Origin of the sequence: Actinacidiphila bryophytorum (assembly GCF_016916835.1) — a bacterium.
GTDB lineage: Bacteria > Actinomycetota > Actinomycetes > Streptomycetales > Streptomycetaceae > Actinacidiphila > Actinacidiphila bryophytorum.
Map to the genome: position 1 here is coordinate 89,672 of NZ_JAFFIX010000007.1, position 22,559 is coordinate 112,230.

The following is a 22,559-nucleotide window of genomic DNA, read 5'->3' on the forward strand; positions in this document are numbered from 1 at the left end:
CGCGACGAGCCACCCACCGGGGGAAGGTCCCGGGACAGGTCCGGGTGGCAGGGCCGGAGGCTACAGGCGGGGGTCGACCGGTTCCGACTCCAGGGCCAGGACCGCGAAGACGGCTTCGTGGACCCGCCACAGCGGCTCCCCCGCGGCGAGGCGGTCCAGCGCTTCGAGGCCGAGGGCGTATTCGCGCAGGGCCAGCGACCGCTTGTGGCCCAGTGCGCGCTGCCGCAGCCGGGCCAGGTGCTCGGGGCGGGTGTACTCGGCGCCGTAGATGATGCGCAGGTACTCCCGGCCCCGGCACTTGACGCCGGGCTGGACGAGGCCGCCCTTGGCGTCGCGGGCCAGTGCCGTGAGCGGCTTGACGACCATGCCCTCGCCGCCGGCCGCGGTCAGGTCGAGCCACCAGTCCGTGCCGGCCGCGACCGACGCCTCGTCCGCGGTGTCGACGACCAGCCGGCGGGTGGTGCGCAGCAGCCCGGAGCCGTCGGCCTCGACCAGCCGGTCGACGAGTGCGAGCTGCCGGTCCTGCGGCAGCTCGCCGGCGAGGTTGCGGCCGCGGACGGCGAGCAGCTGGAAGGGCGCGAGGCGGACGCCGTCGAGGCCGTCGGTGGTCCAGCAGTAGCGCCGGTAGGCCTCGGTGAAGGCCTGCGCGTCCGCGGCCCGCTCCCGCTGCCTGGCCAGCAGCGGCCCGACGTCCGCGCCGCGGCCTGCCGCCGCTTCCAGCGCGGCCAGAGCCGGCGGGAAGGCGGCACCCGCGGCGGCGCCGACCGCCGCGTACTGCTTGCGCAGCAGCCCGGACGCCTTGAGCGACCACGGCAGCAGCTCCGCGTCGAGCAGCAGCCAGTCGGTGTCCAGCTCCTCCCACAGACCCGCGGCGGTCACCGCGGCACGCACCCGGCCGAGCACCTCCTCGGTCACCGCGCCGTCGTCGAAGAAGGGGCGCCCGGTGCGGGTGTGCAGCGTCCCGGTCACCCCGGAGCCCGCGCCGAACCGCTCGGCGGCGGCCGCCTCGTCGCGGCACACCAGGGCGACCGCCCTGGAGCCCATGTGCTTCTCCTCGCACACCACCTGCCGCACCCCGTCGGCGCGGTAGGAGGCGAACGCCTCCGCCGGGTGTTCGAGGTAGCCGTCCTCGGCGGAGGTGGCGCAGGGCGACATGGTCGGCGGCAGATAGCCCAGCAGCTGCGGGTCGACGGCGAAGCGGCTCATCACCTCGAGCGCCGCCGCCGCGTTCTGCTCGCGCACCGCGAGCCGTCCCATCAGGGACGTCTCGACGATCCTGCGCCCGGCGACGTCCTCCAGGTCCAGCGGTCGGCCCTCGCGTCCACCGGGTGCCGCCGACACCAGCGGACGGACCGGCTCGTACCAGACCTTCTCGGCCGGCACGTCCACGATCTCGCGCTCCGGCCAGCGCAGGGCGGTCAGCCGGCCGCCGAAGACGGCACCGGTGTCCAGGCACAGGGTGTTGTTGATCCAGGAGGTGGCGGGAACGGGGGTGTGGCCGTAGACCACGGCGGCGCTGCCGCGGTAGTCCTCGGCCCACGGGTAGCGCACCGGCAGGCCGAACTCGTCGGTCTCGCCGGTGGTGTCGCCGTAGAGCGCGTGCGAGCGGACCCGGCCCGAGGTGCGGCCGTGGTACTTCTCGGGCAGGCCCGCGTGGCAGACCACCAGCCGTCCGCCGTCCAGGACGTAGTAGCTGACCAGGTCGCCAATGAAGGCGGCGGCCCGGCCGCGGAACTCGGGGTCGCGCTCCTCCTCGCGGGCGAACTGCTCGACGGTCTCGGCCAGCCCGTGGGTGAGCTGGACGCGGCGGCCCCTGAGGTGCCGGCTGAGCTTGTTCTCGTGGTTGCCCGACACGCACAGGGCGGTGCCCGCCTCGACCATGCCCATGACGCGGCGCAGCACGCCTGGGCTGTCGGGGCCGCGGTCGACCAGGTCGCCGACGAAGACCGCGGTACGCCCGGCCGGGTGCCGGCCGTCGACGTAGCCCAGCTCGGACAGCAGCGCCTCCAGCTCGGAGCTGCAGCCGTGCACGTCGCCGACGATGTCGAACGGCCCGGTCAGGTGCCGCAGGTCGTTGTAGCGGCGCTCGGTGACGATCTCGGCGGCCTCGATCTCCCGGGTGCCGCGCAGGATGTGCACTTTGCGGAAGCCCTCGCGCTCCAGACCGCGCAGCGAGCGGCGCAGCTCGCGCTGGTGCCGCTGGATCACGTGCCGGGGCAGCGCCGCCCGGTCGGGGCGTGCCGCATTGCGCTCGGCGCACACCTGCTCGGGCACGTCCAGCACGATGGCGATCGGCAGCACGTCGTGCTCCCTGGCCAGGTTCACCAGCTGCCTGCGGCTCTCCTGCTGCACGCTGGTGGCGTCCACGACGGTGCGCCGGCCGGCCGCGAGCCGCTTGCCCGCGATGTAGTGCAGCACGTCGAAGGCGTCGCCGGTCGCGCTCTGGTCGTTCTCGTCGTCGCTGACCAGGCCGCGGCAGAAGTCGGAGGAGATCACCTCGGTGGGTGCGAAGTGCCGGGCGGCGAAGGTGGACTTGCCCGAGCCGGTGGCGCCGATCAGCACCACGAGGGACAGGTCGGTGACGGCGAGTCGGCGGGGCGCAGCGGTGCTGCCGTCACGGTCGTCGTCGGTCATGCCGCGTCCTCCTTCGTGGTGGTGGTGTCGGATGGTTGGCCGTCGGACCCGGTGCCGGCGGTGAAGTGCGCGAGCTGGGTCGGCGGGCCGACCTCCGGGTCGTCCGGGCCGACCGGCCGGAAGTCCACGGTGTAGCCGTAGCGGCCCGCGACCGCTTGCGCCCACTCGCGGAACTCCGCCCTGGTCCACTCGAACCGGTGGTCGGCGTGCCGGCGGTGGCCGGCCGGCAGCGTCTCCCAGCGCACGTTGAACTCGACGTTCGGCGTCGTCACGATCACCGTCCGGGGGCGGGCGGCGCCGAAGACGGCGTGTTCGAGCGCGGGCAGCCGCGGCGGGTCAAGGTGCTCGACGACCTCGCTGAGCACCGCCGCGTCATAGCCCTTGAGCCGCTTGTCGGTGTAGGCGAGCGAACCCTGGAGCAGGGTCAGGCGGGCGGACTGCCGCTCGCCCATCCGGTCCAGGTGCAGCCGGCGGGCCGCGATCTCCAAGGCGCGCACCGAGACGTCGACGCCGACGACCTCGGTGAAGCGCGGCTCCTTGAGCAGCGCGGCCACCAACTGGCCCTGCCCGCACCCCAGGTCGAGCACCCGCGCGGCGCCTGCCGCGCGCAGCCCGGCCAGGATCGCCTCCCGGCGCTGCACCGCGAGCGGCGTCGGACGCTCCTGCTCCCCCTCCGGCTGCTCGGCCTCGACTGCGTTGTCGAACTCCTCGACCTCCACGTCGTCCGCCGCCGCCAGCCGCACCAGCTCCAGCCGCTCGTTCGCCTCCCGGGTGAGCGACCAGCGACGGGCCAGATAGCGCCGGGTGATCAGCTGCTGCTCGGGGTGCCCGGCGAGCCAGCCGTCACCGAACCGCAGCAGCTTGTCCACCTCGTCGGGCGACACCCAGTAGTGCTTGGCGTCGTCCAGCACGGGCAGCAGCACGTACAGGTGCCGCAGCGCGTCGGACAGCCGCAGCTCGCCCTCCAGCACCAGCCGCACGTACCGCGACGGTCCCCACTCGGGGAAGTACCCGTCCAGCGGCACCTGCTCCGCCGTCACCTGCCAGCCGAGCGGCTCGAACAGCCGGGCCACCAGCGCCGGCCCGCCGCGTGCGGGCAGCGCCGGAACCTCGATCCGCAGCGGCAGCGGCGCCGCGGCCCGCTCGGGCAGCTCGCGGCAGTCACCGCGCATCGCGCTGGAGAACACCGTCCGCAACGCCACCGCCAGCAGCGACGACGCGGCATACGGCCGGTCGTTCACGTACTGCGCCAGCGCCGCGTCGGGCGCCCCGCCCCTGCCCTTGCCGCGCCCGCGCCGCACGAGCGCGGGCGGATCGACGTCGAGCAGCAGCGCCGCCGTGCAGTGCTCCGCGTCCGCCTGGGGATAGAAGACGTGCGCGTCACCGTAGGAGGTGGCGAACACCTGGACCCTGTCCGGGTGCTTGTGCAGCAGATACCCGAGGTCGGTTGCCGGACCCGCGGCGCTGCCTGTGGTGGAGATCGTCAGGAACACCCGTACGAGTATCCCCGCCGCCCCGCCCCCGGCCCACGCCTTTTCCCCGCCCACCGCCCCGGCCCGCACGCCCACCGGCCGGTCACCGCCACCGGCCGCCGGGTCAGCACATGCCGGGCAGCGCGACGCACCCCGCCGGACGGCAGATCACCGCACCCCCGGCAGCGCGGCGCGGATCGCCGTGACCGTGGGCGGGCCGACGCGGCAGCAGCCGCCGATCAGGCGGGCGCCGGACGCGTGCCAGGCGGTCGCGAGCGACGCCAGGGACGGGGAACGGACGCCGCCGCCCTCCCACCGGTGTGCCGCGGCATTCCAGCGCTCACCGCTGTTCGGGTAGGCCACCGCCGGCTTGCCGCAGACCGCCACCGCCAGCTCGACCGCCGCCTGGACGTCCTGCGGCGCACAGCAGTTGACGCCCACCGCCACCACCTCGTCGCGGCCCGCGGCCAGTGCGAAGGCCTCGGCCAGCGGCTGCCCGGCCCGGGTGCGCTCGCCGTCGACGGTGTAGGACAGCCACACCGGCAGCCCCGTGGGCGCCGCCGCCCGCAGCATCGCCTCGGCCTCGTCGACGTCCGGCACCGTCTCCAGGGCCAGGACGTCGGGCGAGGCGGCAGCCACCGCGTCGATCCGCGGCCGGTGGAAGCGCTCCAGCTCCCGCACCGTCAGGCCGTACCGCCCGCGGTATTCGCTGCCGTCGGCCAGCACCGCACCGTACGGCCCCACCGACGCCGCCACCCGCACCCCCGGCCGCTCCGCCGCCGCCCGGCGGGCCAGGTCCACGCTGCGCCGCAGCAGCCCGGCCGCCTCGGCCCGCCCGATGCCGCGGCGGGCGAAGCCCTCGTAACTGGCCTGGTAGGCCGAGGTGATCAGCACATCCGCACCCGCCCGCACATAGGCCCGGTGGGCGGCCTCGATCTGCCCGGGCTCGTCGGCGAGCAGCCGGGCCGTCCACAGCGGGTCGCGCAGGTCGCAGCCCTGGTCGGCGAGCTGGTTGGACAGCCCGCCGTCCAGCACCAGGGTGCCGCCCGCCGCCACCAGCGCCGCCAACTCCCCCGCGGGCGGGAACGGGACGGCGGACGTCGAAGGCATCGGGCGCCCTCAGCCCAGCTGCGGTGCGACCTGGGCGGCGATCAGCTCCAGGTGGTCCAGGTCGCCCAGGTCGAGGGTCTGCAGGTAGAAGCGGGTCGCGCCCTGCTCGGCATAGCGCCCGATCTTCTCCACGACCTCCGCCGGCGATCCGGCCAGCCCGTTCTCCTTCAGCTCCGCGGCCTCGCGGCCGATCGCCGCCGCCCGCCGGGCCACTTCGGCGTCGTCCTTGCCGACACAGACCACCAGCGCGTTCGAGTAGACCATGCTGTCGGACGCCCGGCCCGCCGCCCGCACCGCCTCGCGGACCCGCCCGATCTGCGCGCCGGAGTCCTCGATCGAGGCGAAGGGCACGTTGAACTCGTCGGCGTAGCGCGCTGCCAGTTCCGGGGTGCGCTTGGCGCCCATGCCGCCGATCAGCACCGGGACCTTCGCCTGCGCCGGCTTGGGCAGCGCGGGCGAGTCCTTGAGCTGGTAGAACTCCCCGTCGAAGTCGAAGGTCTTGCCGACCGGGGTCTCCCACAGCCCGGTGATGACCGCCAACTGCTCGGCGAGCCTGGCGATCTTCTCCTTCGGGAAGGGGATGCCGTAGGCGGTGTGCTCGGCCTCGAACCAGCCGGCACCGAGCCCGAACTCGACCCGCCCACCCGACATGGCGTCGACCTGGGCCACCTGGATCGCCAGCACGCCCGGCAGCCGGAAGGTGCCCGCCGACATCAGGGTGCCGAGCTTGATCCTGCTGGTCTCCCGCGCGAGACCGGCCAGCGTGACCCACGCGTCCGTGGGTCCCGGCAGCCCGTCGCCGCCCATCGTCAGATAGTGGTCCGAGCGGAAGAAGGCGTCGAATCCGAGGTCTTCTGTCGCCTTGGCGACCGCGAGCAGCGTGTCGTAGTCGGCCCCCTGCTGGGGCTCGGTGAAGATGCGCAGTTCCATGCCCCCATCCTGCACCGATCACGCTCCGGCCCGTCAATCGCCACATGGCAGTCCTCCCGCTTGCCGCTCCCCCGCCATCCGTTCGCCACGGGCCAGCGCCCGCACCCGGTCCCTGGCCTCGTCCACCGCGTCCAGCGCCTCGATGCAGCTCCAGTACGCCCCCTCGTCCTGCACCGCGCAGACCAGCCCCACCAGCGCGTGGGTGATCTCGCCGAGCAGCACCCGCAGCGCGCGCAGCGTCCCCGCGGGGTCGCGGACCGCGGTCAGCCGGGCCGCCCGCGGCGGCCCCGCTCCCGCCGCCGCGAGCACCGGCCCCGCCCGGCCCCCCGTGCCCGCGGCCCAGCCCCAGCGGCCGGCCCCCGCGTCCTGCGGCGGTGCCTCCGCCGCCAGCAGCCGGTCCACCGCCTCGACCAACTCGCCCGCCTGCCACGCCTCCTCAATGACGTCCTCGGGCTGCGGCGACCCCCGCATCACCCGCTCCGACTCCGCCACCAGCCGTGCCGCGTCCATCTGCGCACCCCCTCGACCCCGGCGGTGGTGACCCCTTCACCACCTGCCGACATCACTCAGAGTGACACATCTTCAGCACGCAGAAAGAGATCGATCTCGACATCTGTGGATAACTTCGCACCTGTGGAAAACCGCGGCGAATCCATCACTCCGCCGCGGAGCTGCCCGCGGAGCCGCCCCCCGGACCCGCTGGACCCGCCGGGCGGCCTCCGGGGCGCGGGAAGCGCTCCTCGTTCCTGTCGATCTTCGCCGCGAGCGCTGCCAGCACGTCGACCTCCAGCACCGCGCAGAACTGCAGCAGATACGCCAGCACGTCGGCGACCTCGTCGCGCACCCGGTGGGCGGACTCCGGGTCCGCCATCACCGCGGACGCCTGCTCGGGGGTGAGCCACTGGAAGATCTCCAGCAGTTCCGCGGCCTCCACGCTCAGGGCGGAGGCCAGGTTCTTGGGGGTGTGGAAGGGCTGCCAGTCACGGGCGGCGGCGAATTCGACCAGGCGGCGCTGGAGCGCGGCCAGGTCCTGTGGTTGTCCGGTCACCCTGACTGGTCTAGCGCATCCCCGCAGCCCGCTCTTGCTGGTGTGTCGGTCTTCCTGCTCCCTTCCTTCGCGGACGGCCTCGTCCCTCAGCCGGCCACTGCGGAAGCCCGGGCGTCAGCCCTCCTCCGCCCGTCCCGCCCCGGCCGCACCGCGCTCCTCTTCCCGCCCCGCGCCGGCCGCACGGTTCTCCTCGGCGGGGGCCGCTCCCGCGGCGCCGGCCGCCGCCCTGCCGCGCTCCTCCTCGCCCGTGTCCTGCGCCGGCACCCGCCGCCCCTCGCCGAGCCGGGCGACCGTCACACCGCCCAGGCCCTCCGCGGACTGCGGGTCCTGGACCGTGCCCAGCAGCCGGATGTGACCGCGGGCGGCGGCCGTCCCGGCGAGCCGCAGCAGTTCCCGCAACTGCCTGCGGTCCAGGCCGAGATCGAGCCCGTCGCCGAGCACGGTGAGCACCTGGCCGGCCGGCAGCAGCTCCGTACTGGTGTCCACGTCCAGCACGCCGGGACCGGTGAGCAGCACCAACGCCAGTGCCAGGAAGCGCAGTTCGCCGTCGCCGAGCCGGTCGACCGGCACCACGCCCAGCGGGCCGCGGTCCACCGCGGCGATCACCGCGTCCAGCGGCATCCGCCCGTCGCCCGGCGGCGGCAGGACGGCGGGCAGCACCGTCAGGCCCTCGACCGGCGGACTGCACACCGCACGCACCGCGTTGACCAGCGCCGCGTGCCGGGTGGCGCACTCGCCCTCGGTCCTGGCGAGCACCGCCGACAGGTTGTCGCAGGAGGTCCGCAACCGCCCGTCGCCGTGCGGTACGGGAGCACGCATCACCTCGGGTCTCGGCGCCACGGGGAAGATCCCGCGCAGCGCCACCACCAGCTGCTCGGCGGCGGCGAGCACCAGCCGCTGCCCGTCGGTGCGCCCGGAGACCCGCAGCGGCAGCAGCGCGCTGGCCAGGACGTTGTCGGGCAGCGGTGCCCGGGTGACCGAGACCTCGCCCGCTGTGTGCCAGGCGGCCTGCACGGTACGCCGGGCCGGGTCACGCAGCGCCGTGGTCAGCAGCGTCTCGCCCGCGCCGGTCAGCCGCTCGCCGACGATCCGCAGCGTCGGCTCGGCCTGCACCGCCACGTCGAGGCGCACGGGTCCCACCGGCCCTGTCACCGTGCAGCCGATGCGGAAGCCGCGGCGCCCCTGCGCGTCGGCCTGTGCGCCCTGCGGCACGCAGGCCGCCGCACCGCCGCGCACCCCCGAGCCGAAGACCTCGGCGAGTTCGGCGCCGCAGGCCAGCCGGCCGAGTGCGGAGAGCCCTTCGAGCACGCTGGACTTGCCGGTGCCGCTGCCGCCGGTGAGCAGGGTGAGCGGGCCGAGCGCGAAGGTCGCGCCGCGGTGTGACTTGAAGGCGGACAGCCGCAGTTCGGTGACGACGGGGCGGTCGTGACCGGCGTCTTTGGGCGCACAGGTGCTCATGGCCGCGAAGGTAGCCAGCGGGCGCGGTGCCGAACCGTTCCGGCGGCCCCGGGGTAATCCGAACGAGGGACATCGCGCATGATCCGCGGAAATCCGGAAATCGCCCGCACCGCCCGCCGCCGCGCCTTCTCTCCGCAGGTGCCGCCCGTCGGCAACGGCGGCTGTCGGTGCCGCCGGTTACGGTGGCAGGCGTGACCACGACCAGCACCACCTACGTCGCACTGCTGCGCGGGATCAACGTCGGAGGCAAGGCCAAGGTGCCGATGCAGACCCTGCGCGAGCTGCTGGCCGCGATCGGCGGCACCGGCGTCCGCACCCACCTGCAGAGCGGCAACGCCCTCTTCACCCACGAGGACACCGACCCGGCCCGGCTGGCGGAGGAGCTGCACCAGGCGCTCGCCGACGAGCTGGGCCTGGACATCACCTGCATGGTGCGCACCGCGGAGGACCTGCGGCGGGTCGTGGCCGCCAACCCCTTCGACATGACCGGGGTCGACGGCTCCCGCTTCCTGGTGGTCTTCCTCACCGCCCCCGTCCCCGCCGGCCGCCTCGCCGCGATCGAGCAGGCCGACCACACACCCGACGAGCTGCGGGCGGGCGAGCGGGAGATCTACGCGCACTTCCCCGACAGCATCCGCAACTCCAAACTCGCCGCCCGCCTCACCGACCGCGGCCTGGGCACCCCCGCCACCAGCCGCAACTGGAACACGGTCACCAAGCTCCTGGAGCTGGCCGACGCCTGACCTCCCGCGCCCCGCGCCGCCGCCCCGCAGGTCACGGCCACGAGTGGCGCCGCACCGCCCCCGGGCGTGCAATGGAAAGGCGGGGGCGGACCTGTGGAGGCGCCGTGGCTGTTGCACCGCTGACCGAGATCCTGGCCGATCCGTTCGAGGAGCGCTACGCCGTACCCGCGATCAACGTCTTCAACGACCTCACCCTGGAAGCGGTGCTTGCGGCAGCCGTGGAGAACCGCTCGCCGCTGATCGTGCAGACCTCGGTGAAGACGGTCAGGTCCATCGGCAGCGACGTGCTGTACGCGATGTGGACGGCGATGACCGCCGGCATCGAGGTGCCGGTCACCCTGCACCTGGACCACTGCCCCGACCGCTCGGTCATCACCGAGTGCCTGCGGCAGGGCTGGAACTCCGTGCTCTTCGACGCCTCCACGATGCCGGTCGAGGACAACATGCGGCAGACCGTCGAGGTCGTCGCCGAGGCCAGGAAGTACGGGGCCGCGGTCGAGGGCGAGATCGAGTCGATCACCGGGGTCGAGGACGACGTCGGCAGCGACACCGCCGCCCAGCAGCAGAGCCTCGACGTCGCCCTGGAGTTCCTGCGCACGACCGGGGTGGACGTCTTCGCGCCGGCGATCGGGAACGCCCACGGGTCGTACAAGAAGGCACCGGTGCTCGACGCCCAGCGGGTCTCCGACATCGTGGCGGCCCATCCGCTGCCCATCGCCCTGCACGGCGGCAGCGGGCTGTCCGACGAGCAGTTCCGCGACCTGATCTCCCGCGGGTGCGCGAAGGTCAACATCTCGACCGCGCTCAAGGAGACGTTCATGAAGTCGAACCTGGCCTTCCTGCGCACGGCCGAGGAGCGGGGGAAGTGGGACCCGCCCTCGCTCTTCAGGTCCGTCCGCCAGGACGTCCTCGACATGACCGGTGCGCTGATGAAGCTGTTCGGCAGCGCCGGCCGGGCGGGCTGAGGCCGATGCCCGCACTGGTCTTCGACTGCGACGGCGTCCTCGCCGACACCGAGCGCTACGGGCACCTGCCCGCCTTCAACAAGACCTTCGAGGAGTTCGGCCTCCCCGTGCAGTGGAGCGACGCCGAATACGCGCAGAAGGTGAAGGTCGGCGGCGGCAAGGAGCGGATGAAGGCGATGCTGACGCCGGAATTCGTCGCCGCGGCCGGGCTGCCCTCGGCGGAAACCGCGCTGGCGGAGCAGGTCGCGGCCTGGCACCGGCGCAAGACCGAGGTCTACACGGGGATCATCCGCAGCGGGGCGATCCCGCCTCGGCCGGGCGTGCGCCGGGTCGCCGAGGCGGCGCACGAGGCCGGCTGGACGCTGGCGGTCGCCTCCACCTCGGCGGAGGCGTCGGTGCGCAGCGTGCTGGACCTCGCCATGGGCGCGGAACTGGCGCCGCGCTTCGCGGTCTTCGCCGGGGACGTGGTCCCGCGGAAAAAGCCGGCCCCTGACATCTACACGCACACCGTGGACGCGCTCGGCGTCGTCCCGGCGGACGCCCTTGCGATCGAGGACAGCCGCAACGGGATGCTCGCCGCCCTCGCGGCCGGCCTGACCTGCGCGGTGACGGTCAGCGCCTACACCGCAGAGGAGGACTTCACCGGGGCCGCCCTGGTGGTCAGCTCGCTCGGCGACCCGCCGCCCGACGCGACGCGGACCGAGGTGCTGAGCGACCCCTTCGGGGTGCGGCCGGGGCCGCAGGTGGACTTCGCCGACCTGTCCGCGCTGCTCGCCAAGGCGGCCCGGACCGCCGAGGCGGTCAGAACCGCAGAGGCCGCAGACGACGCCGGCGCCCGACCGCCCGCTTCCGGCGGCCCCTGAGGCCATGAAGCCATCAGCCCCTGACGTCCCTACGCCCATGACGCCGCGCCCGTGAGGAGTGCCATGCCCACCACCTCGGCATCCGCCGCCGACCTCGCCTTCGTCGTCCGCACCATCGCGCAGACCGCGGTCGACAACGAGGCCGCCTTCGGAGACCTCGACGCCGTCGCGGGGGACGGCGACTTCGGCTACTCCCTCGCCCGCGGCTTCGAGATCGTGCTCGCCGACTGGGACGGCTTCGACCAGAGCGTGCCGTCGGACTTCCTCCGGCAGGTCGCCCTGGTGATCTCCAAGCGGGTCGGCGGCACGTCAGGGCCGCTGTGGGGCACCGCCTTCCTGCGCGCCTCCGGGGCCGTCAGGGACCGGCAGGAGGTGGGCGCCGCCGACGCGGTGGCGATGCTGCGGGCCGCCGCCGAGGGGATCAAGGCGCGCGGCAAGTCCGACCTCGGCGACAAGACCCTGCTGGACGCGCTGATCCCGATGACGGACGCCCTGGAGGCGTGTGTCTCCGCGGGCGACGGGCCGGCGGCCGGCGGGTCGGAGCTGGCGGCCCTTGCTGCCGCCACGGCCCGCAAGGCCGCGGACGGGACGACGCCCATGCAGGCCCGGCGCGGCCGGCAGAGCTACACCGGCGAGCGCAGCATCGGCTCGCCCGACCCGGGCGCGGTGGCGGTCGCGGTCATGGCGGAGCGCGTCGCCGCCGAGTGGGACCCACGCGGCTGACCGCGGCCCGTGGCACCGCATCCCGTACCGACACGACCACGAGGAGCGCGGCATGAAGAAGTTCGTCAACGACCCGAAGGACTACGTCTCGGAGATGCTGGAGGGGCTCGCCCTGGCCAATCCCGACACGCTGACCTATGTCCCCGAGTACAACCTGATCATGCGTGCCGACGCCCCGCAGGACGGCAAGGTCTCCATCGTCCAGGGGTCGGGCTCGGGCCACGAGCCTGCCCATGTGATGAGCGTCGGCAAGGGCATGCTCGACGCCGCCTGCCCCGGCGACGTCTTCTCCGCGCCGCCGACCGACTTCGTCTACGAGACGGTCAAGCGGGTCGCCTCCCCCAAGGGCGTCCTGCTGCTCGTCAACAACTACACCGGTGACCGGATGGCCTTCGAGATGGCCGAGGAGCTGTCGCAGGCCGAGGGGGTCACGGTCCGTACGCTCTTCATCGACGACGACGTGGCCGTACAGGACTCGACCTACACGGTGGGCCGCCGCGGGGTGGCGGGCAACTTCTTCGTGATGAAGGCCGTCGGAGCCGCCGCCGAGCGCGGTGCCGACCTCGACGAGCTGTACCGGATCGGCGAGAACGTCAACGCGGTCACCCGCACCATGGGCATGGCCCTGACAGCCTGCACCCCGCCGGCGAAGGGCTCGCCGCTGTTCGAACTGCCCGACGACTCGGTCGAGATGGGTGTGGGCATCCACGGCGAGCCGGGCCGCAAGCGGGAGAAGCTCCAGCCGGCGGACGCGATGGTCGGCGAACTGGTCAGCGCGGTGGTCGAGGACCTGCCGTTCGTCTCGGGCGACAGCGTCGCCCTGATGGTCAACGGACTGGGCGGCACCCCGATCGGCGAGCTGTACCTCGTCTACGGCCGCGCCCATCGCCAGTTGACGGACATCGGCATCGAGATCAGGCGCTCCTACGTCGGCGAGTACTGCACGTCGCTCGACATGGCGGGCGCGTCCGTCACCCTGGTCCGGCTGGACGACGAGATCTCCGAACTCCTCGCCGAGCCCGCCGAGATCGCGATCCGGGTGTTCTGACGGGCCGGGACGGCCCAGGCGGCCGACGGGGCGTCAGTCGCCCTGCCGCACCGGCGCCAGCACCGCCACGCACTCCACGTGGTGGGTCATCGGGAAGAGGTCGAAGGCGCGCAGGCTGACCGGGCGGTAGCCCTCCTGGGCGAAGTAGTCCAGGTCGCGGGCCAGGGCCGCCGGGTCGCAGGCGACGTAGGCGATGCGGCGGGCGCCGAGCGAGGCGAGGTGGCGGACGGTGGGGCGGCGGGCGCCGACGCGCGGCGGGTCCAGGACGACCAGGTCGACCTCGGTGATGCCGGTACGGGGCAGCACCTGCTCGACCTTGCCGTGCTCGACCCGGACCCGGTCGAGGTCCTGGAGGTTGTGCCGGGCGTCCTGCACGGCGCGCTTGCCCGACTCGATCCCGAGGACCGCGCCGCGTTCGCCGACCCGCTCGGCCAGGGCGCCGGCGAAGAGGCCGACACCGCAGTAGAGGTCGAGCGCCATGTCGCCCTTGCGCGGCATCAGGCCCTGCATGACGGCCTCGACCAGCAGGTCGGCGGCCTTCGGGTGGACCTGCCAGAAGCCGCCGTCGCCGACCCGCCAGGTGCGGCCCGCGGCCCGTTCGCGGACGAAGTCGCGGCCGTGCACGCGGTGGACCGCCTGGTCGCGTTCGCCGATCCTGAGCACCGAGACGGGCCGGTCGAGTTCCACGATGGGCAGCCGGCCGCCGGGCCGCGGGGTCAGCACGACCTGCCGGTCGCTGGACCCGGTGGCGGCGATGGCCTCGACCGCGGCGATCTGCGGCCAGCGGCGGGCCTCCACGCCCAGTTCGCTGACCTCGGGTGCGGCGATCATGCAGTGGTCGACGACCTCGACCTCGTGCGAGCGGTGCCGGCGCAGGCCCGCCCGCCCCTCGTCGTCCACGGCGTACTGCACCCGGGTGCGCCAGGCGGGCACCTCGCCCTTGGCGACCTTGTCGCCCGGGGCCGGTTCCACGGTGCCGTCCCAGCCTGCTTCCTCGGGGGTGAGCCCGGCGAGCCTGGCCAGCTGCTCGGTGACGACCGCGGCCTTGAGGCGGCGCTGCGCGCCGGGCGCTGCGTGCTGCCAGTCGCAGCCGCCGCAGCGGCCGGGTCCCGAGAAGGGGCAGGGCGCCTCGACGCGGTCCTTGGAGGCGGTCAGCACGCGGACGGCGTCGGCCCGCAGGAAGCTCGCGCCGACCTCGCCGTGGGTGACGCGGGCGACGACCCGCTCGCCGGGCAGGGTGTGCCGGACGAAGAGGACCTGGCCCTCGGCGGTACGCGCCAGGCAGTGGCCGCCGTGCACCACCGGGCCGATCTCTACCTCGTACTCCTGGCCGACCAGTGACGGGGCGGGCTCGGTCTGCATGGCGGTGGTGCTCCTGGGCTCTTCTCGGGGTGCGCGACTGCGCGACAGCCCACTCTACGGGTCCCGGGCCGCTGCCGACCGCGCCCTCAGTGCTCGCGCTGGTGCTCGCGCTGCTGCGGGCCGACCGGGCCGCGGCGGATGGAGCCCGGCGCGTTCCAGTCGGCGCGGCGGCGGGCGCGGGCGCGGGCGGCCTCGGAGGACTCCAGCTGGTAGGGCACCGAGGTGACCATCACACCGGGGGTGAACAGCAGCCGGCCCTTGAGCCGCAGCGCGCTCTGGTTGTGCAGCAGGTGCTCGTACCAGTGGCCGACGACGTATTCGGGGATGTAGACGCTGACCACGTCCCGCGGGCTGTTGCGGCGCAGGCCCTTGACGTAGTCGATGATCGGCCTGGTGATCTCGCGGTAGGGCGAGTCGAGGACCTTGAGCGGTACGTCGATGCCGCGCCGCTGCCAGTCGGCCTGCAGGGCCTTGGTGTCGTCGGGGTCGACGTTGATGCTGAGCGCTTCGAGGGTGTCGGAGCGCATCAGCTTGGCGTAGGACAGCGCCCGCAGGGTGGGCTTGTGCACCTTGGAGACCAGCACGATGGAGTGCACGCGGGAGGGGCGTACGTAGTCGGCGCCCGGCTCGTCGTCGGCGGCGATCTCGTCGGAGACCCGGGTGTAGTGGCGGCGGATCGCGGTCATGGTGGCGTAGAAGACGACCATACCGACCACCGCGACCCATGCGCCGTGCGTGAACTTGGTCAGCAGCACGATGACCAGCACCAGGCCGGTGAGGAAGGCGCCGAAGGTGTTGATGGCCCGGGAGCGCACCATGTGGCGGCGCTTGGCCTGGTCGGTCTCGGTGCGCAGGTGCCGGTTCCAGTGCCTGACCATGCCGGTCTGGCTGAGCGTGAAGGAGACGAAGACGCCGACGATGTACAGCTGGATCAGCCGGGTGGAGTCGGCGCCGTAGACGATGACCAGGACGCAGGCGAAGCCGGCCAGCACCACGATGCCGTTGGAGAAGGCCAGCCGGTCGCCGCGGGTGTGCAGCTGGCGCGGCAGATAGCGGTCCTGGGCGAGGATCGAGCCGAGGACGGGGAAGCCGTTGTAGGCGGTGTTGGCGGCCAGGAAGAGCACGAGCGCGGTGACCGCGGCCAGGAAGATGAACGGCACCGAGTTGTGGCCGAAGACCGCCTCGGCGACCTGGGCGATCACCGGGTCCTGGGTGAAGCCGGAGCCGACCGGTGTGCCGTGGTCGAGCAGGTCGGTGGCGGGGTTCTCGGCCATCCGCACATGGGTGTTCATGGCCAGCGCGATGATGCCGCAGAACATGGTGACCGCGAGCAGGCCCATGGCCGCCAGCGTGGTGGCGGCGTTCTTGGACTTGGGTTTCTTGAAGGCCGGCACACCGTTGCTGATCGCCTCGACGCCGGTGAGCGCGGCACATCCCGAGGAGAAGGCGCGCAGCAGCAGGAAGATCAGCGCGAAGCCGCCGATGCCGGAGGACTCGGCATGGATGGTCAGATGCGCGGTCGGCGCGTTCATGTCATGCCCAGTAGCGATCTTGAAGACGCCCCAGGCGATCATGCAGAAGACGCCGAAGACGAAGGCGTAGGTGGGGATCGCGAAGATCGTGCCGGACTCGCGCACCCCGCGCAGGTTCATCAGCATCAGGATGACGATCATGCCGACCGCGCCGAGCACCTTGTGAGTGACGAAGAAGGGCACCGCCGAGCCGAGGTTCTCGATGCCCGACGCCACCGAGACCGCCACCGTGAGCACGTAGTCGACCAGCAGCGCGCTGGCGACGGTGAGCCCGGCCCTCGGCCCCAGGTTGGTGGTCGCGACCTCGTAGTCGCCGCCCCCGGAGGGATAGGCGTGCACGTTCTGCCGGTAGGAGGCGACCACTGTGAACATCAGCACCACGACGGCGACCGCGATCCACGGGCTGAAGTGGTACGCCGACACGCCGGCGATCGACAGGACGAGCAGTACCTCGCCCGGCGCGTACGCCACGGACGACAGCGGGTCGGAGGCGAAGACAGGGAGCGCGAGCCGCTTGGGGAGCAGCGTCTCGCCCAGCTTGTCGCTGCGCAGCGCCCGGCCGATGAGGATCCGTTTCGGCAGGTCGGTCAGTTTGGACACCCCGCGATGTTAAGGGATCGCCCATACGTGCGGGTGCCCCAGTCCCTTATGGAGTGTGGCGAACTTGTGAGGCCGCCGCGACGCAACCTTCTGCCCTGCCATGCGCGTGTGTAGCTTTGGCCGCGGTCTGAGACGCTTGGAACGACCTCTACGACTCAGCACACAGTCTCAGTCGAAAACGTTGACAGCCGGAAGGACGGTCGTGCACGTCGTGATTATGGGATGCGGGCGGGTGGGCTCCACCCTCGCGCACTCCCTCGAACAGCAAGGTCATACGGTCGCGGTGATCGATCAGGACGCCAAGGCGTTCCGCCGGCTCGGCTCCGGCTTCGGCGGGCGACGGGTGACCGGAGTCGGGTTCGACCAGGACACGTTGCGTGAGGCCGGCATCGAGGAGGCGGGCGCTTTCGCGGCCGTCAGCAGCGGCGACAACTCGAACATCATCGCGGCCCGGGTGGCCAGGGAGATGTTCGGCATCGAGAACGTGGCGGCCAGGATCTACGACCCGCGACGCGCCGAGGTCTACCAGCGCCTGGGCATCCCGACCGTGGCGACCGTGCGCTGGACCGCCGACCAGATGCTGCGCCGGCTGCTGCCGTCCGGCGCCGAGCCGCTGTGGCGCGACCCCAGCGGCGGGGTGCAGCTCGCCGAGGTGCACACCTCGCCGGCCTGGATCGGCCACAAGATCAGCACACTGCAGGAGGAGACCGGCGCCCGGGTGGCGTTTCTCACCCGGCTCGGCGAGGCCATGCTGCCCACCGCGCAGACCGTGCTGCAGGAGGGCGACCTCGTCCACGTCATGCTGCGCTCCGACGAGGTCGCCGTCGTCGAGGCGGCCTTCGCCAAGGGACCCGAGGAGGCCCACTCATGAGGGTGGCCATCGCCGGGGCCGGCGCGGTCGGCCGGTCCATCGCGGCCGAGCTGCTGGAGAACGGGCACGAGGTGCTGCTCGTCGACAAGAACCCCACCTCCATCTCGGTGGAGCGGGTGCCGCAGGCCGAGTGGCTGCTGGCCGACGCCTGCGAGATCACCTCGCTGGACGAGGCGGCGCTGCAGCGCTGCAACGTGGTGATCGCCGCGACCGGCGACGACAAGGTCAACCTGGTGGTGTCGCTGCTCGCCAAGACGGAGTACGGCGTGCCGCGGGTCGTCGCCCGGGTGAACAACCCGAAGAACGAGTGGCTGTTCAACGAGTCGTGGGGTGTGGACGTCGCCGTCTCCACCCCGCGGCTGATGTCCGCGCTGGTCGAGGAGGCGGTGAGCGTCGGCGACCTGGTCCGGCTGCTGCGCTTCAGCCAGGGTGACGCGAACCTCGTGGAGTTGACGCTGCCCGAGGAGGCCGCGCTCGTCGGCACCCGGGTCGGTGACGTGGAGTGGCCGCAGGACACCTCGCTGGTCACCATCATCCGCGGTAACCGGGTGCTCACGCCGTCCAAGGACGACGCGCTGGAGGCCGGTGACGAGCTGCTGTTCGTGGCCGCGCCGCACCGCGAGGAGCAGCTGGAGGACCTGCTGTCGCTGCAGGACGGCAGCGGCGCCTGACCCGGCGTGCGCCGGGCAGGCGGGTCGCTACTTGACCGCCTGCTCGGCCTCGGCCGCCGCCTTCTCGGCCTTGGCCCGGTCCTTCTCGGCCTTGCGCTCCTCCTCGGCCGCCTCCATCTCCGCGATCACGTCGATGGGGGCCGGCGCCTTCACCAGGAAGATCCACGTCAGGTACACCGACAGCAGGAACGGCGGGATGCCGAGCGCGACCTTCACCCAGCCCAGCTGCGTGGCATTGCCCCACCAGTACAGCGGGAAGAGGATCGCCGACTTGGCCAGCAGGATCAGGCCCCAGGCCCAGCTGGCCTTGGTGTACGCCCGCAGCCGGCCCGGATTGCGGGTGCGCCAGGAGAGGTTCTCCTTGAACACCGGGCCGAGGATCAGGCCGAGCAGCGGGAAGCCGGCCAGCGCCGAGACCACGTAGGCGACGCCCAGGCCGAGGGTGTAGAGCATGCCGGGCAGGTAGAAGTTCTTGGCATTGCCGGACATCATCGCGAACAGCGCGCCGAAGGCGATGCCGAAGACACCGCTGAAGGCGTGCTTGAGGGTGTCCTTGCGGGCCAGCCGGGCGATGCCGAGCACCACCGAGAGGGCCAGCGCCGCCAGCGCCGAGGACTTGATGTCGTGGTTGACCGTGTAGATCACCACGAAGACCAGGCCGGGCACGGTGGTCTCCACCATGCCGAGGATGCCGCCGAAGGCGTCCAGCAGCGCGGCCTCGGTGGCCGCCCTGACCTCGGCCGCTTCGCCGTCGGTCGACCCCTGCGGGCCGTCCGTGTTCTCGTGGTCCGTGTTGTCGATCGACGCCACCAGCTACTCCTGTCCGACCGGACGCAGTTCGTACTTGGGGTTGAACAGCACCGGACGGCCATGGTTCATGGAGATCCGGCCGGAGGCGATGATCCGTCGGCCGGGCTCGATACCGGTGATGCTGCGGCGGCCGAGCCAGACCACGTCCAGCGCGGCGGACCCGTCGAACAGCTCCGCCTCCAGTGCGGGCACGCCCGCCCGGGGACGCAGCGTGACCGTACGCAGCGTACCGGTGACCGACACTATCTGGCGGTCGGAGCAGTCCTTGATCCGCGTGCAGCCGACGGCCCTGGTCTCCTCCTGCAGCTCCTCGGAGTGCAGTTCCTCCTGGGAGGAGGACAGCCTGTCGAGCATGCGGCGGAAACGGCCCGCGGGGCGGTCTGAACGGGTGGCACCACTCATACGGTCCAGCGTACCGGCCGCACCTCACGCCTCGAAGCGGTAACCCATGCCGGGTTCTGTGATGAAATGCCGCGGCCTCGCCGGGTCGGCCTCCAGCTTCCTGCGCAGCTGCGCCATGTAGACCCGCAGGTAGTTGGTCTCCGTGCCGTACGCGGGCCCCCAGACCTCCTGCAGCAGCTGCTTCTGCGAGACCAGCCGCCCGGGGTTGCGCACCAGCACCTCCAGCAGGTGCCACTCGGTGGGGGTCAGGCGCACGTCGGCGCCTCCGCGGTGGACCTTGCGGGCCGCCAGGTCCACTGTGAAGGTCTCGGTCTCCACCGCGGAGGCGTCGTCGTCGGGGCCGCTCGGCGCGGCGCGGCGCACCGCGGCCCGCAGTCGGGCCAGCAGCTCGTCCATGCCGAAGGGCTTGGTCACGTAGTCGTCGGCGCCCGCGTCCAGTGCGTCGACCTTCTCGTCGGAGGCGTGCCGGGCCGACAGCACGATGATCGGCACCCGGGTCCAGCCGCGCAGCCCGCGGATGACCTCGACGCCGTCCATGTCGGGCAGCCCGAGGTCGAGAACCACCACGTCGGGGTGCCGGGCCGCGGCCACCCGCAGCGCGGCGGCGCCGTCGTGCGCGGCGTCCACCTCGTAGGCCCGTGCCCGCAGGTTGATCACCAGCGCCTTGACGATCTGCGGTTCGTCGTCCACGACCAGCACCCGGTACATCCGCCGCCCTTTCCCGTCCCCTTGCCCGCCGGCGCCCGCCGGCTCGTGCCCCGCCTGCCGGCTCATGTGGTCGCCGTCGCGGGAAGGCCGGGGCGGGCCGGGCGGCCGTCGGCCGCCGCCCGCAGCGTGAGCACCATCGTCAGGCCGCCGCCGGGGGTGTCCTCGGCGACCAGGGTGCCGCCCATGGCCTCGGCGAAGCCGCGGGCGACCGCGAGGCCGAGGCCCACGCCGGTGCCGCGCGGCGCGTCGCCGTAGCGCTGGAAGGGCTCGAAGATCTGCTCCTTGGCGCCCTCGGGGACTCCGGGGCCGCGGTCGGCCACCCGCACCTCGACCCGGTCGCCGAGGGCGCTGGCGGCCACCAGGACCGGTTCGCCGGGCGGGCTGTACTTGACCGCGTTCTCCACCACGTTGGCGACGCTGCGCTCCAGCAGGCCGGGGTCCACCGCGACCATCGGCAGCGACTCGGGGATGTCCAGGGTCACGCTCGGCTCGGGGACGCCGCCCAGCGCCATCGGCACCACCTCGTCGAGGTCCAGTTCGCGGATCAGCGGGTTGACGGTGCCGGTCTGCAGCCGCGACATGTCCAGCAGGTTGCCCACCAGGTGGTCGAGGCGGTCCGCGCCGTCCTCGATGCCGGCCAGCAGCTCGGCCTCGTCCTCCGGCGACCAGGCGACGTCGGCGGACCGCAGCGAGGACACCGACGCCTTGATGCCGGCCAGCGGGGTGCGCAGGTCGTGCGAGACGGCGGCGAGCAGAGCAGTGCGTATCCGGTTGCCCTCGGCCAGCTCGCGCGCCCGGCCCGCCTCGTCGGCGAGCCGCTTGCGGTCGAGGACCACCGCGGCCTGCGCGGCGAAGGCCGACAGCACCCGGCGGTCGGAGGCGGGCAGCACCCGGCCGAGCAGCGCGAGCGAGAGCCGCTCGTTGACGGCCACCTCCACGTCGGCGTCCTCGGGGCGCAGGCAGGGCCGGCTGCCGACGGCGGCGGCGCAAATCCAGGGGGCGTGCTCGCCCTCCCGCTCCAGCAGCACCACCGACTCCATGCCGAAGGTCTCCCTGACCCGCTCCAGGAGGGCGTCGAGCGAGCTCTCGCCGCGCAGCACGCTGCCGGCCAGGTGGGAGAGGATCTCGGCCTCCGCGCGCAGCCGTGCGGCCTGCTGGGTGCGCCGGGCGGCCAGGTCGACCACCGAGGCGACGGCCGCGCCGACCACCACGAAGATCGCTATGGCGACGATGTTCTCCGGCTCGGCGATGGTGAAGGAGTGGGTGGGCCGGGTGAAGTAGTAGTTCAGCAGCAGCGAGCCGACGACGGCGGACGCCAGCGCCGGCAGCAGCCCGCCCACCAGGGCGGCGGCCACCGTGAGCGTCAGGAAGAGCAGCATGTCGGTGGCCTGCCCGGGGCCGGGGTGGAACTGCGTGAGCACCACCGCGAGCAGCACCGGGCCGGCCACGCCTGTCAGCCAGCCCGCCACGGTCCGGGAGCGGCCGAGCTTGGCGCCGCGCGCAGCGGGCAGGCCGCGGCCCTTGGCGGCGTGCTCGTGGGTGACGATGTGGACGTCGATGTCGCCGGACTCGCGGGCGACGGTGGTGCCCACCCCGGGGCCGAAGGCGTACTGCCAGGTCTTGCGGCGGCTGCTGCCCAGCACGATCTGGGTGGCGTCGGCGCCGCGCGCGAAGTCCAGCAGCGCGTCGGGCACGTCGTCGCCGATGACGTGGTGGAAGGAGCCGCCGAGGTCCTCGACCAGGGTGCGCTGGACTGCCAGCTCCTTGGCGGACCCCGACACCGGTCCCTCGCTGCGCACGATGTGCACGGCCAGGATCTCGCTGCCCGAGCCCTTGGCGGCCATACGGGCGGCCCGCCGGATCAGGGTGCGGCCCTCGGGGCCGCCGGTCAGGCCGACCACGATCCGCTCGCGGGCCTTCCACGCGGCCGATATGCGGTGCTCGGCGCGGTATTCGCGCAGGTACTCGTCCACCCGGTCGGCGGTCCACAGCAGGGCCAGCTCGCGCAGCGCGGTGAGATTGCCCGGCCGGAAGTAGTTGGACAGGGCCGCGTCGACCTTGTCGGGGGCGTAGATGTTGCCGTGCGCCATGCGGCGGCGCAGCGCCTGCGGCGACATGTCGACCAGCTCGATCTGGTCGGCGCGTCTGACCACCTCGTCGGGCACGGTCTCGCGCTGCCGTACCCCCGTTATGGACTCGACAACGTCGCCGAGTGACTCCAGGTGCTGGATGTTGACGTTGGACACCACGTCGATACCGGCCTGCAGCAGCTCCTCGACGTCCTGCCAGCGCTTGGCGTTGCGCGAGCCCGGCACGTTGGTGTGCGCCAGCTCGTCGACCAGGGCCACCTCGGGGGCGCGGCGCAGCACCGCGTCGACGTCCATCTCGGTGAAGGCGGTGCCGCGGTAGTCGCAACTGCGCCGCGGCACCTCCTCCAGGCCGTGCATCATGACCTCGGTGCGCGGCCTGCGGTGGTGCTCGACATAGCCGATGACCAGGTCGGTACCGCGCTCCACCCGCCGGTGGGCCTCCGAGAGCATGGCGTAGGTCTTGCCGACGCCGGGGGCGGCCCCCAGGTAGATCCGCAGTGTGCCGCGTGCCATGTCTAC

General features: G+C 72.9%; 20 protein-coding genes. 7 read left to right on the top strand and 13 right to left on the bottom strand.

Annotated elements, in window-relative coordinates; translation table 11 throughout:
• Nucleotides 1-60: 60 nt before the first annotated feature.
• The 7 genes from JT723_RS12880 to JT723_RS12910 all read right to left on the bottom strand — a co-directional run bounded on the left by JT723_RS12880 (nucleotide 61) and on the right by JT723_RS12910 (nucleotide 8,652).
• On the bottom strand, nucleotides 61-2,634 hold the full coding sequence (locus JT723_RS12880; protein ID WP_205044700.1) for a polynucleotide kinase-phosphatase: 2,574 nt from the start codon (nucleotides 2,632-2,634) through the stop codon (nucleotides 61-63).
• Nucleotides 2,631-4,127 (bottom strand): 3' terminal RNA ribose 2'-O-methyltransferase Hen1, encoded by a 1,497-nt coding sequence (locus JT723_RS12885; protein ID WP_205044701.1) that lies wholly within the window; start codon nucleotides 4,125-4,127, stop codon nucleotides 2,631-2,633. The genes JT723_RS12880 and JT723_RS12885 overlap by 4 nt, the downstream gene beginning before the upstream one ends.
• A 147-nt stretch (nucleotides 4,128-4,274) precedes the next feature.
• Complete coding sequence (gene mmuM, locus JT723_RS12890; RefSeq protein ID WP_205044702.1) at nucleotides 4,275-5,216, bottom strand: homocysteine S-methyltransferase; 942 nt, start codon at nucleotides 5,214-5,216, stop codon at nucleotides 4,275-4,277.
• A gap of 9 nt (nucleotides 5,217-5,225) precedes the next feature.
• Nucleotides 5,226-6,146: an LLM class F420-dependent oxidoreductase gene (locus JT723_RS12895; protein ID WP_205044703.1), complete on the bottom strand. Its 921-nt coding sequence runs from the start codon at nucleotides 6,144-6,146 to the stop codon at nucleotides 5,226-5,228.
• 33 nt (nucleotides 6,147-6,179) lie between these two features.
• Nucleotides 6,180-6,656 (bottom strand): DUF6099 family protein, encoded by a 477-nt coding sequence (locus JT723_RS12900; protein WP_205044704.1) that lies wholly within the window; start codon nucleotides 6,654-6,656, stop codon nucleotides 6,180-6,182.
• Between the two features lie 145 nt (nucleotides 6,657-6,801).
• On the bottom strand, nucleotides 6,802-7,194 hold the full coding sequence (locus JT723_RS12905) for a nucleotide pyrophosphohydrolase (RefSeq protein ID WP_205044705.1): 393 nt from the start codon (nucleotides 7,192-7,194) through the stop codon (nucleotides 6,802-6,804).
• 114 nt (nucleotides 7,195-7,308) lie between these two features.
• The gene (locus JT723_RS12910) at nucleotides 7,309-8,652 is read right to left on the bottom strand and encodes an AAA family ATPase (RefSeq protein ID WP_240165529.1); all 1,344 of its coding nucleotides are present in this window, start codon (nucleotides 8,650-8,652) and stop codon (nucleotides 7,309-7,311) included.
• A 191-nt stretch (nucleotides 8,653-8,843) separates the two neighbouring features.
• Between JT723_RS12910 and JT723_RS12915 the strand changes: the two genes are divergently transcribed.
• The 5 genes from JT723_RS12915 (at nucleotide 8,844) to dhaK (ending at nucleotide 12,994) form a co-directional block, all read left to right on the top strand.
• A complete protein-coding gene (locus tag JT723_RS12915) occupies nucleotides 8,844-9,395 on the top strand; it encodes a DUF1697 domain-containing protein (protein ID WP_205044706.1) in 552 nt (183 codons plus the stop codon).
• Nucleotides 9,396-9,499: 104 nt separating this feature from the next.
• The gene (locus JT723_RS12920; RefSeq protein ID WP_205044707.1) at nucleotides 9,500-10,360 is read left to right on the top strand and encodes a class II fructose-bisphosphate aldolase; all 861 of its coding nucleotides are present in this window, start codon (nucleotides 9,500-9,502) and stop codon (nucleotides 10,358-10,360) included.
• Nucleotides 10,361-10,365: 5 nt separating this feature from the next.
• Nucleotides 10,366-11,223 carry an HAD-IA family hydrolase gene (locus JT723_RS12925; protein WP_205044708.1) on the top strand — a complete coding sequence of 286 codons (858 nt, stop codon included), beginning with the start codon at nucleotides 10,366-10,368 and terminating at the stop codon, nucleotides 11,221-11,223.
• 63 nt (nucleotides 11,224-11,286) lie between these two features.
• On the top strand, nucleotides 11,287-11,946 hold the full coding sequence (dhaL, locus tag JT723_RS12930) for a dihydroxyacetone kinase subunit DhaL (RefSeq protein WP_205044709.1): 660 nt from the start codon (nucleotides 11,287-11,289) through the stop codon (nucleotides 11,944-11,946).
• 52 nt (nucleotides 11,947-11,998) lie between these two features.
• The gene (gene dhaK, locus JT723_RS12935) at nucleotides 11,999-12,994 is read left to right on the top strand and encodes a dihydroxyacetone kinase subunit DhaK (RefSeq protein ID WP_205044710.1); all 996 of its coding nucleotides are present in this window, start codon (nucleotides 11,999-12,001) and stop codon (nucleotides 12,992-12,994) included.
• A 33-nt stretch (nucleotides 12,995-13,027) separates the two neighbouring features.
• On the opposite strand, the gene JT723_RS12940 is transcribed toward dhaK, so the two are convergent.
• On the bottom strand, nucleotides 13,028-14,356 hold the full coding sequence (locus JT723_RS12940) for a class I SAM-dependent RNA methyltransferase (protein ID WP_205044711.1): 1,329 nt from the start codon (nucleotides 14,354-14,356) through the stop codon (nucleotides 13,028-13,030).
• An 86-nt stretch (nucleotides 14,357-14,442) separates the two neighbouring features.
• The gene (locus JT723_RS12945) at nucleotides 14,443-16,488 is read right to left on the bottom strand and encodes an APC family permease (protein ID WP_205044712.1); all 2,046 of its coding nucleotides are present in this window, start codon (nucleotides 16,486-16,488) and stop codon (nucleotides 14,443-14,445) included.
• Nucleotides 16,489-16,690: 202 nt separating this feature from the next.
• Between JT723_RS12945 and JT723_RS12950 the strand changes: the two genes are divergently transcribed.
• Both JT723_RS12950 and JT723_RS12955 read left to right on the top strand, forming a co-directional pair.
• The gene (locus JT723_RS12950) at nucleotides 16,691-17,359 is read left to right on the top strand and encodes a potassium channel family protein (protein ID WP_205044713.1); all 669 of its coding nucleotides are present in this window, start codon (nucleotides 16,691-16,693) and stop codon (nucleotides 17,357-17,359) included.
• The gene (locus JT723_RS12955; RefSeq protein WP_205044714.1) at nucleotides 17,356-18,030 is read left to right on the top strand and encodes a potassium channel family protein; all 675 of its coding nucleotides are present in this window, start codon (nucleotides 17,356-17,358) and stop codon (nucleotides 18,028-18,030) included. Before JT723_RS12950 ends, JT723_RS12955 begins: the two co-directional genes overlap by 4 nt.
• A gap of 27 nt (nucleotides 18,031-18,057) precedes the next feature.
• Here the strand turns inward: JT723_RS12955 and JT723_RS12960 are convergent, their stop codons facing one another.
• The 4 genes from JT723_RS12960 to JT723_RS12975 form a co-directional block, all read right to left on the bottom strand.
• Nucleotides 18,058-18,840, bottom strand: a complete 783-nt coding sequence (locus JT723_RS12960; RefSeq protein WP_205044715.1) for a DUF3159 domain-containing protein — start codon at nucleotides 18,838-18,840, stop codon at nucleotides 18,058-18,060.
• Between the two features lie 3 nt (nucleotides 18,841-18,843).
• Complete coding sequence (locus JT723_RS12965; RefSeq protein ID WP_205044716.1) at nucleotides 18,844-19,242, bottom strand: OB-fold nucleic acid binding domain-containing protein; 399 nt, start codon at nucleotides 19,240-19,242, stop codon at nucleotides 18,844-18,846.
• Between the two features lie 24 nt (nucleotides 19,243-19,266).
• On the bottom strand, nucleotides 19,267-19,950 hold the full coding sequence (locus JT723_RS12970; protein WP_205044866.1) for a response regulator: 684 nt from the start codon (nucleotides 19,948-19,950) through the stop codon (nucleotides 19,267-19,269).
• A 62-nt stretch (nucleotides 19,951-20,012) separates the two neighbouring features.
• Nucleotides 20,013-22,553 (bottom strand): DUF4118 domain-containing protein, encoded by a 2,541-nt coding sequence (locus JT723_RS12975; RefSeq protein ID WP_205044717.1) that lies wholly within the window; start codon nucleotides 22,551-22,553, stop codon nucleotides 20,013-20,015.
• Nucleotides 22,554-22,559: the final 6 nt, after the last annotated feature.

Bases quoted from the DNA above. Each gene is read 5' to 3' on its own strand.
- JT723_RS12880 (WP_205044700.1), bottom strand. From the start codon at position 2,634: ATGACCGACGACGACCGTGACGGCAGCACCGCTGCGCCCCGCCGACTC.
- mmuM (WP_205044702.1), bottom strand. From the start codon at position 5,216: ATGCCTTCGACGTCCGCCGTCCCGTTCCCGCCCGCGGGGGAGTTGGCG.
- JT723_RS12895 (WP_205044703.1), bottom strand. From the start codon at position 6,146: ATGGAACTGCGCATCTTCACCGAGCCCCAGCAGGGGGCCGACTACGAC.
- JT723_RS12900 (WP_205044704.1), bottom strand. From the start codon at position 6,656: ATGGACGCGGCACGGCTGGTGGCGGAGTCGGAGCGGGTGATGCGGGGG.
- JT723_RS12910 (WP_240165529.1), bottom strand. From the start codon at position 8,652: ATGAGCACCTGTGCGCCCAAAGACGCCGGTCACGACCGCCCCGTCGTC.
- JT723_RS12925 (WP_205044708.1), top strand. From the start codon at position 10,366: ATGCCCGCACTGGTCTTCGACTGCGACGGCGTCCTCGCCGACACCGAG.
- dhaL (WP_205044709.1), top strand. From the start codon at position 11,287: ATGCCCACCACCTCGGCATCCGCCGCCGACCTCGCCTTCGTCGTCCGC.
- dhaK (WP_205044710.1), top strand. From the start codon at position 11,999: ATGAAGAAGTTCGTCAACGACCCGAAGGACTACGTCTCGGAGATGCTG.
- JT723_RS12940 (WP_205044711.1), bottom strand. From the start codon at position 14,356: ATGCAGACCGAGCCCGCCCCGTCACTGGTCGGCCAGGAGTACGAGGTA.
- JT723_RS12955 (WP_205044714.1), top strand. From the start codon at position 17,356: ATGAGGGTGGCCATCGCCGGGGCCGGCGCGGTCGGCCGGTCCATCGCG.
- JT723_RS12965 (WP_205044716.1), bottom strand. From the start codon at position 19,242: ATGAGTGGTGCCACCCGTTCAGACCGCCCCGCGGGCCGTTTCCGCCGC.
- JT723_RS12970 (WP_205044866.1), bottom strand. From the start codon at position 19,950: ATGTACCGGGTGCTGGTCGTGGACGACGAACCGCAGATCGTCAAGGCG.
- JT723_RS12975 (WP_205044717.1), bottom strand. From the start codon at position 22,553: ATGGCACGCGGCACACTGCGGATCTACCTGGGGGCCGCCCCCGGCGTC.